Annotated in this window: 13 protein-coding genes; 6 read left to right on the top strand and 7 right to left on the bottom strand. The window is 66.8% G+C overall.

The window, feature by feature from the left end; all coding sequences use genetic code 11:
• Positions 1-50 precede the first annotated feature (50 nt).
• Positions 51-1,214, top strand: a complete 1,164-nt coding sequence (locus EA796_RS08075) for a 1-acyl-sn-glycerol-3-phosphate acyltransferase (RefSeq protein WP_051365833.1) — start codon at positions 51-53, stop codon at positions 1,212-1,214.
• Between the two features lie 61 nt (positions 1,215-1,275).
• On the opposite strand, the gene EA796_RS08070 is transcribed toward EA796_RS08075, so the two are convergent.
• A complete protein-coding gene (locus tag EA796_RS08070) occupies positions 1,276-1,563 on the bottom strand; it encodes a hypothetical protein (protein ID WP_122108245.1) in 288 nt (95 codons plus the stop codon).
• Positions 1,564-1,847: 284 nt separating this feature from the next.
• On the opposite strand from EA796_RS08070, the gene EA796_RS08065 reads away from it, so the two are divergent.
• A complete protein-coding gene (locus EA796_RS08065) occupies positions 1,848-2,054 on the top strand; it encodes a hypothetical protein (protein WP_021446064.1) in 207 nt (68 codons plus the stop codon).
• Positions 2,055-2,114: 60 nt separating this feature from the next.
• On the opposite strand, the gene EA796_RS08060 is transcribed toward EA796_RS08065, so the two are convergent.
• Positions 2,115-2,699: a YajG family lipoprotein gene (locus tag EA796_RS08060; protein ID WP_021446065.1), complete on the bottom strand. Its 585-nt coding sequence runs from the start codon at positions 2,697-2,699 to the stop codon at positions 2,115-2,117.
• Between the two features lie 171 nt (positions 2,700-2,870).
• Here EA796_RS08060 and EA796_RS08055 point away from each other — a divergent pair, with 171 nt between their 5' ends.
• From EA796_RS08055 to EA796_RS08045, 3 genes are all read left to right on the top strand, one after another.
• Positions 2,871-3,104: a hypothetical protein gene (locus EA796_RS08055; protein WP_122108244.1), complete on the top strand. Its 234-nt coding sequence runs from the start codon at positions 2,871-2,873 to the stop codon at positions 3,102-3,104.
• Between the two features lie 463 nt (positions 3,105-3,567).
• Positions 3,568-5,064, top strand: coding sequence for a malate dehydrogenase (quinone) (mqo, locus tag EA796_RS08050; protein WP_122108243.1), 1,497 nt, complete (start codon positions 3,568-3,570; stop codon positions 5,062-5,064).
• A gap of 193 nt (positions 5,065-5,257) precedes the next feature.
• Complete coding sequence (locus EA796_RS08045) at positions 5,258-6,103, top strand: metal-dependent hydrolase (protein ID WP_122108242.1); 846 nt, start codon at positions 5,258-5,260, stop codon at positions 6,101-6,103.
• Positions 6,104-6,249: 146 nt separating this feature from the next.
• Here the strand turns inward: EA796_RS08045 and EA796_RS08040 are convergent, their stop codons facing one another.
• The 3 genes from EA796_RS08040 to EA796_RS08030 all read right to left on the bottom strand — a co-directional run bounded on the left by EA796_RS08040 (position 6,250) and on the right by EA796_RS08030 (position 8,594).
• Complete coding sequence (locus tag EA796_RS08040) at positions 6,250-6,537, bottom strand: hypothetical protein (protein ID WP_021446069.1); 288 nt, start codon at positions 6,535-6,537, stop codon at positions 6,250-6,252.
• A 116-nt stretch (positions 6,538-6,653) separates the two neighbouring features.
• Positions 6,654-7,595, bottom strand: a complete 942-nt coding sequence (locus tag EA796_RS08035; protein ID WP_122108241.1) for an alpha/beta fold hydrolase — start codon at positions 7,593-7,595, stop codon at positions 6,654-6,656.
• Between the two features lie 339 nt (positions 7,596-7,934).
• Positions 7,935-8,594 carry a TetR/AcrR family transcriptional regulator gene (locus EA796_RS08030; protein WP_122108240.1) on the bottom strand — a complete coding sequence of 220 codons (660 nt, stop codon included), beginning with the start codon at positions 8,592-8,594 and terminating at the stop codon, positions 7,935-7,937.
• Between the two features lie 82 nt (positions 8,595-8,676).
• Here EA796_RS08030 and EA796_RS08025 point away from each other — a divergent pair, with 82 nt between their 5' ends.
• On the top strand, positions 8,677-9,537 hold the full coding sequence (locus EA796_RS08025; RefSeq protein ID WP_122108239.1) for a hypothetical protein: 861 nt from the start codon (positions 8,677-8,679) through the stop codon (positions 9,535-9,537).
• Here the strand turns inward: EA796_RS08025 and EA796_RS08020 are convergent.
• Together EA796_RS08020 and EA796_RS08015 are read right to left on the bottom strand one after the other, a co-directional pair.
• Positions 9,526-12,270 (bottom strand): LuxR C-terminal-related transcriptional regulator, encoded by a 2,745-nt coding sequence (locus EA796_RS08020; protein ID WP_122108238.1) that lies wholly within the window; start codon positions 12,268-12,270, stop codon positions 9,526-9,528. The genes EA796_RS08025 and EA796_RS08020 overlap by 12 nt on opposite strands.
• Before the next feature lie 273 nt (positions 12,271-12,543).
• Positions 12,544-13,911 (bottom strand): DUF1329 domain-containing protein, encoded by a 1,368-nt coding sequence (locus EA796_RS08015; RefSeq protein WP_122108237.1) that lies wholly within the window; start codon positions 13,909-13,911, stop codon positions 12,544-12,546.
• Positions 13,912-13,916: the final 5 nt, after the last annotated feature.

The following is a 13,916-nucleotide window of genomic DNA, read 5'->3' as shown; positions in this document are numbered from 1 at the left end:
TTTTCGTTCAGCACCTCATTTCAACCATAGCCGTTCTACAACAAGAGAGCATGATGGGCGCATTCGATGCCATCCGACCCTATGCCGACGCAGAAGTACGCCCCGTACTGGCGCGCCTGCTCGCCGACCCGGCCTTTCTCGGCACCCTCACCCGCTTTCGCTTCCCGCGCCTGGCCGGGCCGCTCGGCTGGTTGCTCAAGCCGCTGATCGCCGCGCGCCTGCGCAGCGAGTTCGCCGGCATCGACTCGGTGGCCAAGCTACAGGAGAAGATCGAGCCCTACGTCGACCGCAGCATCGAGCGCGCCAGCGACGGCATCACCTACTCCGGCCTCGAGCACCTGCAACCGGGCAAGGCCTACCTGTACCTGGCCAACCACCGCGACATCGTCATGGACCCGGCATTCGTCAACTACGCGGTGTACCACGCCGGCCTGCAGACGCCGCGCATCGCCATCGGCGACAACCTGCTGCAGAAGCCCTTCGTCGGCGACCTGATGCGCCTGAACAAGAGCTTCATCGTGCACCGCTCGATCAGCGGCCGGCGCGAGAAGCTGGCGGCCTACCAGCTGCTCTCGGCCTATATCAACCACTCGATCCGCGAGGACGGCGAGTCGATCTGGATCGCCCAGGCCGAAGGCCGCGCCAAGGACGGCGACGACCGCACCGATTCGGCGATCCTCAAGATGTTCCACATGAGCCGCAAGGACGAGCCGTTCGCCGCGGTGATCGACTCGCTCAACCTGATCCCGGTGTCGATCAGCTACGAGTACGACCCCTGCGACCTGGCCAAGGCCCGCGAGCTGAGCGTGCGTGCCGCCACCGGCAGCTACACCAAGGCACCCGGCGAGGACGACGCCAGCATCGCCCTCGGCATCACCGGCTACAAGGGTCGCGTCCACCTGCACTTCGGCGCCCCGGTCGCAGGTCTGGACGACACCAAGCAGCTGGCCCAGGAACTGGACCGGCAGATTCTCGGCCAGTACCGCCTGTTCCCGGTGCACTACCTGGCCTATGCCATGTGGGCGCAGCGCGACCCGGAGCTGGCCGTGCCCGCCGCCCGCGAGCTGTTCGCCGCCGACGAACTGGCCAAGGCCGAGGCTGAGTGGAACAGGCGCCTGGCCGCCTGCAGCGCCGAGGAGCAAGCCTACCTGGTGCTGCAATACGCCAACCCGGTGCGCAACCAGTACCGGATCAAGGCCGGCCTGCCGCTCTGAAAGACCCCGCCACAAAGGAAAACGGCAGCCCGAGGGCTGCCGTTTTCGTATCTGTCGCCCATTACAGCCGCGTGCTGAACCAGGACAGCAGCAGCGCCGCTGCCAGGCAGGCGCCGCCGAAGCGGTAGAAGAAGCGATTGATGCGCAGGGTGCGCTCGTCGCACGTCTCGGCCTCGGCGCTCAGGCTTTCCAGTTCGCCCTGCGCCAGCATGCGGGCCTGGCCGCGCTGCTCGCGCAGGCGGGTCATCAGGCACAGCCAGGCGCCGGCCAGGCCGAAAAACAATGCCAGCGCATTCATCGCCACGGCCGGATGGGCGAGGAACAGCGACCACAACATCTGCAGCGACATGCAACACCTCAGGATCAGCTCGGTGCAGCGACGCCGTCGCCGCACCAGAATGGGGATTCACGCCGAAAATGAGGTGCAGCAGCGCCCGTTCCGGCCGTCGAAAGTCGTCGCGCAGTGTACTGAAATCCATGTTTTATAAGGTTCGTTTCCGACGAACGCGGCGGCTATCCCGAAATCGTCTGAAAACTGTCATATCCCTGGCCTAGGGTTTGTATCTCTCATCCTGACCACGCAGTCACGACCTGCAGTGGAGCCTTACCCTTAATGTCCGCGGAGGACCTGCCATGCTCAACCCACAACCGCTGGATCGCGACTACCTGATCGACTCGCTGGATGAAGTGGACGCAGTGGTCGACGAACTTTCCTTCAACGTGCAGGACCACCACTGGCTGGTCTACTGCGCCCTGGGCGGTCACGAACACTACGACCTGCCAGACATCGACAACCGCACCGGCATGAGCCTGCCGGAGCTCTACGAGCAGGCTGCCTGAAGCGTGCGCAGAAATGAAAACGCCCCGCAATGCGGGGCGTTTTCGTGTCGGGGCTCTGCGTTACTGCAGCAGCACCTGACCAATGGTCGGATCCTTGAAGGCACGGGTCAGGGCGTCGCTGAGCACGTCGCTGACCAGCTTGGTGTTGGTCTGCTGGTTCGGCGCCATGCCGAAGCGCTGGTTCAGCGAGGCGCCGTAACGGCCGCTGTAGCGGCGGCTGGCGCCCTGCACGTCGGCGCGGATGGAGGCGGTGATGTCGGCCTCGGTGACGTACAGGCCTTCCTTGGGCGACTGGTACTTCAGCTCGGCCAGGGTCAGGGTCAGCTGCGGCGCGTTGTAGGCGTTGCTCGACGGGGTGAAGCCGAGCAGGCGTACCGCGGCCTCGGCCTCGGCCTGCAGCTTGGGCAGGATGGCTTCGCTGCTGACGCTGATGGCGCTGGTTTCCGGATACAGGCCGCCGCGGGTGCCGAGGTTCGGCGACGGACGCCCGTCGACCACCCGTACCACCACCGGCTGGCCCTGACCGACCGCGGTCAGCGCGCTGGTGAGCTTGGGTTGCGGGCTGAGTTGCTGAGGGCTGTGGGCGCAACCGGCCAGGGTCAGGCTGGCGGCGGCAAGCAAGGCGAACAACGCGCGGTGCAACATGCTCATCTCTCCAAGAGGGGTTGAAAAAGTGGCCGGCAGTATACCCAGCGGCGACTGGCGCCGACAGCACTCGCAGTATCGGACTGCCAGCCCCGGCCTGCGGTTCCTGTCATCAGCCTGTCACCGCCGTACGGCATAAAGGACGCCAGCCCATCCGCCGGAGTTTTCGCCATGTCGCTGCTGCGCCGCCTGTTCAGCCCCCGCCGCCCGCTGCGTCATTTCGCCTGGCTCGACGCCCAGGGGCATTGCCGCGCGCTGCGTCAGGCGCAGGCGCATCCGCAGCAGGCCGGCTGGGTCGAGGTGAGCGAGTCGCGCCCCTGCTGGCTGGGGGCGCCGCTGCCCGCCGGCGTGCGCGTCACACCGGTCGTCACGCATGCAGCAGACGTCCGGCCGTTGGCGGCCTGACCGACGGAAGAAGAAAAGTCACGCAGGGCGATCAATTTCGCCTCATTCACCGCTATAATCGCGCCCCGATTATAAGGACGTCTCCTGATCGGGCCGCACCACCTCGCCGATGCTAGGTCATCGCTCCCGCCCCAGAGAGTCGCCCACTTCGCGCTGCCGTTTCCGGCCAGCCGCTTTAAGCCCATACGCAGAGCCGATTGCAGCCATGCAATGCATGACCTGCGCGGGCTAGAAGCGCGCCGAGGCAGACGAGCTTTTGAGGTTCACCGCTCCAAAAGAGCGTGAAAAAACGGTTTTTACAACTTCACAAGAGTGTGGCGAATAAATGAACAGTTTTGCGTCCGCAAATCCCAGCCTTAACCCTCCCGGCCGCGCGACCAGGCACTGCGTCTGAGTCCACCGGCATCGCCCTAGCAGGCCGACAGGCCGTCAATCTGGTGCAGTATTTCTTGGAGTGAGGTTAATGGCGCATAACGATTACCAAAGCGTAGATGTGGTGCTGGTCGGCGCCGGCATCATGAGCGCGACCCTGGGCGTGCTGCTCAAGGAACTCGATCCCGGCATCACGCTGGAAGTGGTGGAACTGCGCGAGTCCGGCGCGGTGGAAAGCTCCAACCCCTGGAACAACGCCGGCACCGGCCACGCCGCGCTGTGCGAGCTGAACTACACCCCGGAAGGCGCCGACGGCAGCATCGACATCAAGAAGTCGGTGAGCATCAACGCCCAGTTCGAGGAGTCCAAGCAGTTCTGGGCCTACCTGATCGACAAGGGCGCGATCAACTCGCCGAAATCCTTCATCAACCCGGTGCCGCACATGAGCTTCGTGCGTGGCCAGGATGGCATCGCCTTCCTCAAGAAGCGCTTCGAGGCCCTGCGCCAGCACCATGCCTTCAGCGCCATGGAGTACACCGAGGATCGCGCCACCATCGCCGACTGGGCGCCGCTGCTGATCCCCGGCCGCGACCCCGGCGAACCGCTGGCCATGACCCGCGTGCAGGCCGGCACCGACGTCAACTTCGGTGCGGTCACCCAGCAGATGCTCGACTACCTGGCCAGCCAGGCGGACGCCAAGGTCATCTGCAACCAGAAGGTCACCGACCTCAAGCGCGAAGACGACGGCTGGCGCGTCAGCGTCAAGGACACCCAGACCGGCGCCACTCGGCAGATCCAGGCCAAGTTCGTCTTCCTCGGCGCCGGCGGCGGCGCCCTGCCGCTGCTGCAGCTGTCCGGCATCCCAGAAGGCAAGGGCTTCGGCGGCTTCCCGGTGAGCGGCCAGTGGCTGCGCTGCGACAACCCCGAGGTGGTGGCCAAGCACCAGGCCAAGGTCTACAGCCAGGCCGAAGTCGGCTCGCCGCCGATGTCGGTGCCGCACCTCGACACCCGCGTGGTGGACGGCAAGAAATCCCTGCTGTTCGGCCCTTACGCCGGCTTCTCCACCAAGTTCCTGCGCCACGGCTCGTTCCTCGACCTGCCGCTGTCGGTACGCCCCAACAACATCGGCCCGATGCTGGCGGTGGCGCGCGACAACATGGACCTGACCCGCTACCTGATCAAGGAAGTGATGCAGTCCGAAGAGCAGCGCCTGAAGACCCTGCGCGGCTTCTACCCCGAGGCCAAGGCCGAGGACTGGCGCCTGGAAGTGGCCGGTCAGCGCGTGCAGATCATCAAGAAAGACAGCAAGAACGGCGGCATCCTGCAGTTCGGCACCGAGCTGGTGGCCGCGGCTGACGGCTCCATCGCCGCCCTGCTCGGCGCCTCGCCGGGCGCCTCGGTGACCGTGTCGATCATGCTCGACCTGATCCGTCGTTGCTTCCCCGAGCAGGCCCAGTCCACGGACTGGCGCAGCAAGCTGGACCAGATCTTCCCGGCCATGGCCGACGTCCTGGCCAAGGACGCCGAGCGCTACCGTGAAGTGCAGGCGCAGTCGAACCAGCGCCTGCAGCTCGACGCCGGCGCCTGATCGGCCCGCGCACAAGAAACCGCCCTTAGGGGCGGTTTTTTATTGATGCCGTAGCGCGCGCGCCGCTCCCCAACTTTCCGCTGGCCAAGCGTCGATGGCCGGATATGACTGCAACATTGGCTGTTGCGAACCTGTGCCGGTAAGCCCGCTGACGCCATAGTCGGTCGCACTTCATCAGCGCAAGGGAGCCCTTATGGCCAGCACCACCCCGGAAGGTTTGCAGATCCGCCCCCGACACATGGACTTCGACCTGCCCAACCCGCTGCCGCGCCACTGGAACGGCGGCGACGCCTTCAAGACCCACCTGTTCGATGCCATGTCGGTGCTGTTTCCCGACGGCGAACGCTTCTTCATCGACTCGGTGCGCCAGTTCCGCGACCGCATCGACGACCCGCTGCTGAAGGAGCAGATCCGCGGCTTCATCGGCCAGGAGGGCCATCACAGTCGCGAGCACCTGGAATACAGCCAGCGCCTGCGCGACCTGGGTTACGACATCGAGCGCATCGAGAAGCGCGCCCGCGCGCGCATCCGCTATACCCAGAAGAAGTTCTCGCAAGAGCGCCAGCTGGCCGCCACCGCGGCGCTGGAGCACATCACCGCGATCATGGCCGACGGCCTGCTGAAGAACCCGGCGCACATGGCCGGCGCCCATCCGACCCTGGTGCGCCTGTGGCGCTGGCATGCGCTGGAAGAGACAGAGCACAAGGCGGTGGCCTTCGACGTCTACAACCAGGTGTGCGGCAGCCGCAAGCTGCTGCGCCGGGCGATGGTGATGGGCACCTTCTTCTTCGTCCTCGACACCACCCGCGGCCTGGCGCATATGCTCAAGGTCGACGGCCTGCTGTGGAACTGGCGCGTATGGCGCGACGGCCTGCGCTGGATGTGGGGCAAGGACGGCGTGTTCCGCCCGCTGATCGGCACCTATCTGGACTTCTTCAAGGACGGCTTCCACCCCTGGGAGCACGACAACCTCGCGCTGCTGCACGCCACCCGCGAGGAGTTCGACGCCGCGCCGCAGCCCCAGGCCAGCGCGGCCTGACACCACCCGCTCCTTTTCTCCGGCGGAAAAGGAGCGCCCTCCCCTCATGATTTCCGCTCCGAACGTCGTTGCTCCAGAGGGCTAAGGAGCCCCTGGATCGCTCGGGGAAAGTCCCAGGTGGGGCTCGGTCGCCCGCCGCCGCAGCGCTAAAGATTGAATATCTCTCTCGCCGATCGTGCGATCTCGGTATCCAGAACGTCGATCGTCGCTTGATTCTGTCGATGCGCGGCAGTGAGGCGATGCCGTCCGTCCGCGGTACGAATCCGGATCATCCCGCCCTCGTCCACAAGTTTCTCAATCGCGATAGCAGGTAGAGGCTGGTTGAGAATCAGCATGTTCACATAATGCTGAACCGCTGGCTCGTGGATGTTGTTGTCCCTCTGGGATCGCTGCCAGTTATCCCAAAGCCCTTGGACGCTCAGTGCTATGGTCATGGGCCACTCCTTGCTGTTGAGGACAAAGCACAGGGTAGAAGGCCGCACCCGACCTGTCGAAGCAGGTCGGGCCGCCCGCCGCTCTCGCAGGAGCGTCCCGACCGTGGCGGGACGCATCAACCCAGCAGAAACCTCATCGCATCGGCCGCGCTCTGCTCGGCAATCTCCTCCATGGGAATGTGCCCGACGCCCGGGTAGGTCTTGACCTGGATGCCCGGCAAATCGCGCTGCCACAGCGGCACGTGCTTGGGCGAGATCCAGCGGTCGCGCTCGCCCCACAGCAGCAGGGTCGGCGCCTGGATCTGCGCCACCCGCTGCGGCGTGGCGTGCAGCTCCTCTTTGTTGACCTTGAGCAGCACGCGGAAGATATCCATCATGCCGCGGCGATTGCCGGGCCGGCGCGACAGGTCGTAGTAGCGGTCGACCACCCCTGGCTTGATCCGCCCCGGCTCGCCGTAGACCTCCTTGATGCCCAGGGCGATCAGCGCACGCGGCATCCACAGCGGCATGGCCAGGGTGGCGCCGGGCAGCGCGGCGGCGGCGATCATCCACGGCACCTTGGCCATGGGGTAGCCGGCCGGGTCGACCAGCACCAGCTTGCTCACCCGCTGCGGCTGGGCCAGGGCGAAGTTCCAGGCGATATAGCCACCGAGGGAGTTGCCGGCGATATCCGCCCGCTCCACCTGCAGGTAGTCGAGCAACAGGCCGAGCACGCGAATCATGCGCTCGGCCGAATACTCGCCGTCGCGCGCCGGGCCGGTGAGGCCGAAGCCCGGCACGTCGAAACGGATGATCCGGTAGTGCGGGGCGAAGGCCTGCACCCAGCCATCCCAGGTGTGCAGCGAGGCGACCACGCCGTGGATCAGCACCAGCGCCGGCTTGTCGCGGCTGCCCTCGTCGCGGTAGTGGATATTGAAACCGTCCAGCTCGATATAGCGCGAACCGCTTTCGGCACTGCCGTAGCGGGCCTTGAGGCGCTCCAGCGGCAGGGCGCCGAAGCCCAGGCGGGCGAAACCGACGGCCAAGGGCGGTTGTAGAGACAGGCTGTTGGCGGACATGCGGGCACCTCGATCTTGTTATGGGCACCCTGTATCAGAGCACGGGCAAACCCCGCGCGCCGCCCAACCTAGGGTCTGTTCCCGCTTCATTCGCGGCCGCGCCGGAGCCAGTTTTGGCGCGAGGCGAGGCACGAGATGCGAAGTTTAGTGGGCTAAATGAGCTATCGAGTAACACTGCATCGCGCCAAAACTGGCCCGGCCCTGCGGGTTGCGCGGGAAATGCCCCCCGCTGTCGTTGCAGGACTTGGCAAGGGAGCGACCATTACCTGCGTCCTGCGCCTAACCGGGGGCCATTTCTCGCAGCAACGCGGCTCGCGAATGAAGCGGGAGCAGACCCTATTAGCTGGGGCACAACGAGGCGATCAGCAGGTCGCCGAGCACCGCCTTGGCCCGCTCGATCTCCGCGCGACTGGCGCTGCGCCCGAGCAGGTCGAGGGAGGCGGCCTCCAGCGCCCAGATCAGCGCCTGATAGACCAGCGGATCGCGCGGCGCCAGCTCCGGCTCCAGGCGCTCCACCAGCAGGCGCAGCATCTCCTGGTGGGCACGCTGGCGATGCGCGGCCAGCGGCGACTCGGCGCGCAGCGCCTCCTCCTGCATCAGACGGATGATCGGGCCGACCGCCAGGTGATAGTCGAAAAACCGCCCGACCATGGCGCGCAGCCAGGCCTGCGGGCTGCCGGCCACCTGCTGCATCTCGCGAAAGCGCGCCAGCAGGAGCAGCACCGAGGTCTGGTAGATGCCCTCGAGCACCTCCATCTTGTTGGCGAAGTACTTGTAGAAGGTGCGCCGCGACACCTGCGCGGCATCCAGCAGGTCGTTCACCGTGACCTGCTCCAGGCCCTTGCGGGCGAACAGGGGAATCGCCGCCAGCTGGATATTGGTGCGTTGCAGGTGGCCGACCAGCGGCCCCGCGCCGCCCTGCTGCGAGGTCAGCGCGCCGTAGCCGCCCAGGTCCTCGAACACCGCGCGGATGGCTCCGTGCTCGGCCAGCTCGTCCATGCCCTCTCCCCAACCAAGGCGCGGGTGACGCAGGTCTCCGAGCTGGGTACTCTGGAGCCGCCTCTAGCCGCGGATATTCATCGTGTCGCCCACCCTAGCACGTCGCCTGCTCTGGCCGCTGGCCATCCTTTTGCTGGTCTGCCAGGCGCCGGCCGGCGCCGCCGAGCTGTTCTACCTGGGCCAGCGCATCCCGGACATCCACCAGCCCTGGCGCAGCGGCGACTACCAGCAGCTGCACGCGGCCCTGGAGCAGATCGACAAGACCCAGGCCAATGCCCTGCCGCGGCGCAGCGGCGAATTCACCGGGCCGATCTACCAGCGCATGGTCTCGGCGGAGAACTTTCGTCCGCAGCTGAATATCTACGCGCCGCTGGAGCTGCGGCAGAACGAGGCGCGCGAAGTGCTGTTCCAGCTCAAGGAGCTGATGCGCCTGTACTTCGATTTCCGCGCCAAGCAGCAGCCCTATGCCGCCGAAGCCCTCGGCCTGATGAGCTACTCGCTGCGCCAGCAGGCCATCCTCTTTACCCTCACCACCGAGTTCTGGATGACCCTGTCGCAGAGCGAGCAGAGCAACCCGGTGCGCCTGCAGGGCCTGCAGGAGACCAAGGCGGCGGCGGCGATGCTCACCGGCAGCGCGCTGGACTACCTGGAGCTGACCCAGGCCTTCGGCCGCGACGAGCTGCTGCTGTACAGCGCCGAACTGAGCCAGCAACTGCCGGAGCTGTTCGTCCACCTGCCGGCCGAGGTGCAGGCGCAGCTGCTGACGCGCATCGACGGGCTGGCGAGCGACCATCGTTACCCCCAGGTGCAGAGCAACATGGCCGAACTGCTGCCGGTGCTGCAGATGATCCAGCGGGACGTGCAGGCCAAGCTGGCGCAGCCGCCCACGCCGGTGCTCAAGGCGCCGACGCTGGATCTGTCGCTACCGGGTTCAGCGCAGTAAGCCGAGGCCCTTGGCCCGCGCCACCGCCTGGGTGCGGCGTTCGACGCCGAGCTTGCTGTTGATGTGGCGGGCGTGGGTCTTGACCGTGTGCAGGGAGATGAACAGGCGCTCGCTGATCTCCTGATTGGAGCAGCCGCCGGCGATCAGCTGCAGCACCGCCAGCTCGCGGGCGCTGAGTTTCTCGGTCAGCACGCCCTCCTCCGTCAGCGCCTCCTCGCCCTCGCCCTGTCCCGTCGGCAACTGCCCAAGCAGGGCCTCGCGCAGCGGGCAAACCGGCCGTGCGAGCAGGCGCTCGCGCAGCCACTGCGGCTGGTGCTGGAGCAGTTCGACGAAGGGCAGCAAGGCGCCTCCCTGCGCCACCTCCAGGCAGGCGTCGAACTGCTGCTGCGCCTCGCGCTCGCGCCCGTTCTGGCGCAGCAACTGGGTCAGTTGCGCCTGCGCCATCAGCCCAACCAGTTGCCCGCCCAGGCCGTGGGCACGCTGCTGCAGTGCGCGCAGGCGCCGCTCGGCCGCCTCCGCCTGCCCCTGCAGGCGCTCCAGCGCGGCCTGCTGCAGATCGATATGCAGCGCCAGCTGCGGGTGGAACTCCGGCGCCACCGCCCGCCCCTGGGCACCGTAGGTCTCGCCCAGTTGCGGCAGCCAGGCCGCCGCCAGCTCGACCTGGTCCTGGCGCAGCCACAGCTCGCATTTGCTCAGGGTAATCATCGCCAGATAGTAGATCGCCGGCACGTCCCACACGTGCATCAACCGCTCGGCCTCGCCGAGCAGGGCGAAGGCCTCGGCCGGCCGGCCGCTGCGCCCTTCCAGGCCGGCCAGCACGCAGTAGCCGATCAGCACGCCGACATCGCGGCAGGCGCGCGCTTCGGCGATGCCGGCGCGCAGGCGTGGCGCCGCCTGCGGCTGCAGGCGCAGGCTGAGCAGATAGCCTTCGTAGAGGGTCAGTCGCGCGCGCACCGAATAGCTGCGCTGCGCCGTCAGGCCCTGCAACCGCGCCAGGCCCTGGCGCACTTCCTCCAGAGCGCGCAACACCTCGCCGCGGGCCTGCAGCACGCGTGCCCGCTCGTAATGGGCCAGGGCCTCGAACAGCGGGTTGTCGATGCGCTGCGCCAGCTCCAGCGCCTCGCGATTGAGGCCGCGCGCACGCCACAGATCGCCGCGCACCATGGCCAGGTTGGCCAGGGTGGACAGGCACATGAAATGCGGACCGTAGCGCTCCGCGGACAGGCCGGCCAGCGCCTCGGCGCATTGCCGCTCGGCCCGCCCGCTGTCGCCGCGACCGCGGGCGATCACCCCGTCCAGCGCCTGCCACTGCGCCAGCAGGCTGCACTGGCTGGTCGCATCCGCCGCCGGCAGGAAGCGCCCCAGTTGCTCGAGCAGCTCCTGCGCCGCATCCAGCTGGCAGGCCAGCGCCAGCGCCCAGCCATAGAGCATGATCAACCGCGGCGTGCTGGCCAGCAGCTCGTCCGGCAGGTTGGTCTTCCAGCGCAGCAGCATGGCGACGTTCTGCTCGGCCAGCAGCTGCTCCTCGGAGAGGTTCTGCACCAGGCTGGCGGCGACGTCGGCCTGGCCGGCCAGCAGCGCCTGCTCGATGGCGGCATCGAGCAGGCCCTCGGCGGCGAACCAGCGACAGGCGCGCAGGTGCGAACTGCCGCGCGAGCGACTGAGGCCCTCGGCCGGGCGCGCGTTGAGCAGATCGGAAAACAGATGGTGGTAGCGAAACCAGCGCCCCTGCTCGTCCAGCGGCACCAGGAACACCTGGTTGGCCTGCAGCTGGCGGATGATCGCGGCGCTGTCATGGCTGTCGCGCAACGCGTCGCACAGCTCGGCGCAGAAGCGCTCCAGGCAGGCGGTGTCGTAGAGGAACTGCTGCACCTCGGCCGGCTGGCGCTCGATCACCTCCTCCAGCAGGTAGTCGCGGATCAGCCCCTCGCCGCCGTGTAGCTCGAGCCTGGCCTGCGCCTCGCTGCCCAGGTCCTCGCCGGCCAGCAGCCACAGGCGCAGACCGGCGACCCAGCCCTCGCTGCGCTGCAGGATGCCGGTGACCTGCTGGCGTTCCAGGCAGGCGCCCTGGCTGGCCAGCAGGGCGTCCAGCTCGTCGGCGGTCAGGCGCAGATCCTGCTCGCTCAGCTCCAGCAGCTGGCGCGACAGGCGCAGACGCGCCAGGTGCCAGTCCGGCCGCTGGCGACTGGTCACCAGCAGCAGGACGCCGGGTGGCAGGTGATTGAGGAAGAACTGCAGGCAGCGGTCGAGCACCGGCCCCTGGGCCAGGTGATAGTCGTCCAGCACCAACAGCAGCGGCTGACCGCCGTCCAGTTCATGGGCCAACTCGTCGAGCAGGCCGTCAAGCCACTGCTCGAAGGCGAAAGGCTGATGGCGCTGACGCATCTTCAGCAGGCCCAGCGCCTCTTCCCCCAGGCTCGGGTAGAACTGCTGCAGGCCCTGCAGCAGGCGTTCGAGAAAACGCCCGGGATCGCTATCGCGCTCGCTCAGGCCCAGCCACAGGCTGTGCCAATGGGCCGGCAGGCGCTCGCAGAATTCGATGGCCAGGGAACTCTTGCCGAACCCGGCCGGCGCACAGACCAGCAGCAGACGGCCCTGCAACCCCTCCTCCAGACGCTGGCACAGGCGCTCGCGGGGCGTATGCCCCGCCGGTAGCGGCGGCCGGTAGAAACGGGCTTCGACCGGCGTGGCCGGCATGTAGGGGAAACCTGGCGAACGGGAAAGGTCAGTCATCGGCCAATTCTTGGAAGTCTCATGTATGCAGCGGGCGCGACCTGACCCCAGCCTAGCGGCTTGCACTGACCATTTGAAGCGCCGGCTACAGTCGGTAACGAAAAAGCCGGTTGGCAAGCGCAGCAGCTGCGGTTGCCAGACCCGGGCTCAACTGGCTGCGGTGCCGGCAATGGCGGACCAGGCTGCGCCATGTGCCCAGCCCGAGAAAGTCGGCGCGCAGCAACGAAAAAGCCGGCACAAGGCCGGCTTCTTCGTGTTGCAGGACGCGAGGGTTTAGCGCACGCCCGCCTGGCGCAGCGCCGCCGGGGTATAGTCGCTGCCGGCTGCCTTGTAGTTGAAGTCGTAGGCCTGTTTCTCCTCGTTCTTCATGCCCAGGGCCAGGTAACGACCGGACAGCAGGTCGTACAGGGTCTCGACGGTGTACCAGGGCACCTGCTTGTCGTAGTAGTACTGAGCATGAGCCTCGGCCACGCGCCACAGGGTACCGCGACCGTCGTAGTGCTCGATCAGTGCGGCCTGCCAGGTGTCCTCGTCGATGAAGAAGTCACGCTTGGCGTAGATGTGGCGCTCGCCGTCCTTCAGGGTCGCGGTCACGTGCCAGACGCGGTGCAGCTCGTAACGGGTCAGGTCCTGGTTGATGTGGCCGGCCTTGATGATGTCGGAGTACTTCAGGCTCGGCGAATCCAGCTTGTAGGCGTTGTAGGGGATAAAGATCTCCTTCTTGCCGTTGAGCTGCCAGTTGTAGCGATCCGGCGCACCGTTGTACATGTCGAAGTTGTCGGAGGTACGCAGGCCGTCGGAGGCGGTACCCGGACCGTCGTAGGACACCTGCGGGGCGCGGCGCACGCGCCGCTGACCGGCGTTGTACAGCCAGGCCAGACGCGGTTCCTTGACCTGGTTGAGGGTCTCGTGCACCAGCAGCACGTTACCGGCCAGACGCGACGGGGCGGTGACGCGCTGCTTGAAGTAGAACAGCACGTTGCTTTCCTTGCTGGCGTCGAAGTCGGTCAGCGCATCGCGGAAGGTGAACTCGTCCTGGAAGTACACCAGCGAGTAGGAACCGTTGGCCTGCGGCGTGGCCTGGGTGACCAGACGACGCACGCTGCCGCCGCGGTAGCGGGTGATATGGTTCCAGATCGCTTCCAGACCGTTCTGCGGGATCGGGAAGGGGTTGGCGGTCTGGAAGTTTTCCAGGCCGTTGCCGCCCTCGACCATCTTGGTGTTGACCGCGTTCTGCTTGGTCGCCTCGAGCACCGCCGACGGCAGGCTGGCCGAACGGTGGGTCGGATAGACCGGCATCTTGTAGCTGTCCGGGTAGCGCTTGAACATGGCCAGCTGGCCGGGAGTCAGCTTGTCCTTGTACTGCTCGACGTTCTGCGCGGTGATGGTGAACAGCGGCTGCTCGCTGGCGAAGGGGTCGGAGAGGAAGCCCTTGCCGTCGACGGTGCCGGCATTGGCCGGCAGGCCGCCGGTCCAGGCCGGAATCGAACCATCGGCGTTGCCGGCCATCTCGGCGCCCAGCGGCGTCAGGCTGGTGCCAAGCTTGGCCGCTTCGTCCGGAGATACTGCCGCCATCACACCACTGGCCAGCAGGGACAGGGTCAGGACGCCGCTTTGCCACAGAGTTTTTGTTGTTTTCATTCGCA

It is taken from the genome of Pseudomonas sp. AOB-7 (assembly GCF_003696305.1).
Lineage (GTDB): Bacteria > Pseudomonadota > Gammaproteobacteria > Pseudomonadales > Pseudomonadaceae > Aquipseudomonas.
The sequence above is the reverse complement of the archived record's forward strand: the minus strand, read 5'-3'. Positions and strand labels throughout refer to the sequence as shown.

Excerpts from the sequence above, each read along its gene's own strand:
- EA796_RS08075 (WP_051365833.1), top strand. The coding sequence starts at position 51 with ATGATGGGCGCATTCGATGCCATCCGACCCTATGCCGACGCAGAAGTA.
- EA796_RS08060 (WP_021446065.1), bottom strand. The coding sequence starts at position 2,699 with ATGTTGCACCGCGCGTTGTTCGCCTTGCTTGCCGCCGCCAGCCTGACC.
- EA796_RS08035 (WP_122108241.1), bottom strand. The coding sequence starts at position 7,595 with ATGTCCGCCAACAGCCTGTCTCTACAACCGCCCTTGGCCGTCGGTTTC.
- EA796_RS08070 (WP_122108245.1), bottom strand. The coding sequence starts at position 1,563 with ATGTCGCTGCAGATGTTGTGGTCGCTGTTCCTCGCCCATCCGGCCGTG.
- EA796_RS08045 (WP_122108242.1), top strand. The coding sequence starts at position 5,258 with ATGGCCAGCACCACCCCGGAAGGTTTGCAGATCCGCCCCCGACACATG.
- EA796_RS08015 (WP_122108237.1), bottom strand. The coding sequence starts at position 13,911 with ATGAAAACAACAAAAACTCTGTGGCAAAGCGGCGTCCTGACCCTGTCC.
- EA796_RS08040 (WP_021446069.1), bottom strand. The coding sequence starts at position 6,537 with ATGACCATAGCACTGAGCGTCCAAGGGCTTTGGGATAACTGGCAGCGA.
- EA796_RS08055 (WP_122108244.1), top strand. The coding sequence starts at position 2,871 with ATGTCGCTGCTGCGCCGCCTGTTCAGCCCCCGCCGCCCGCTGCGTCAT.
- mqo (WP_122108243.1), top strand. The coding sequence starts at position 3,568 with ATGGCGCATAACGATTACCAAAGCGTAGATGTGGTGCTGGTCGGCGCC.
- EA796_RS08030 (WP_122108240.1), bottom strand. The coding sequence starts at position 8,594 with ATGGACGAGCTGGCCGAGCACGGAGCCATCCGCGCGGTGTTCGAGGAC.
- EA796_RS08065 (WP_021446064.1), top strand. The coding sequence starts at position 1,848 with ATGCTCAACCCACAACCGCTGGATCGCGACTACCTGATCGACTCGCTG.
- EA796_RS08020 (WP_122108238.1), bottom strand. The coding sequence starts at position 12,270 with ATGACTGACCTTTCCCGTTCGCCAGGTTTCCCCTACATGCCGGCCACG.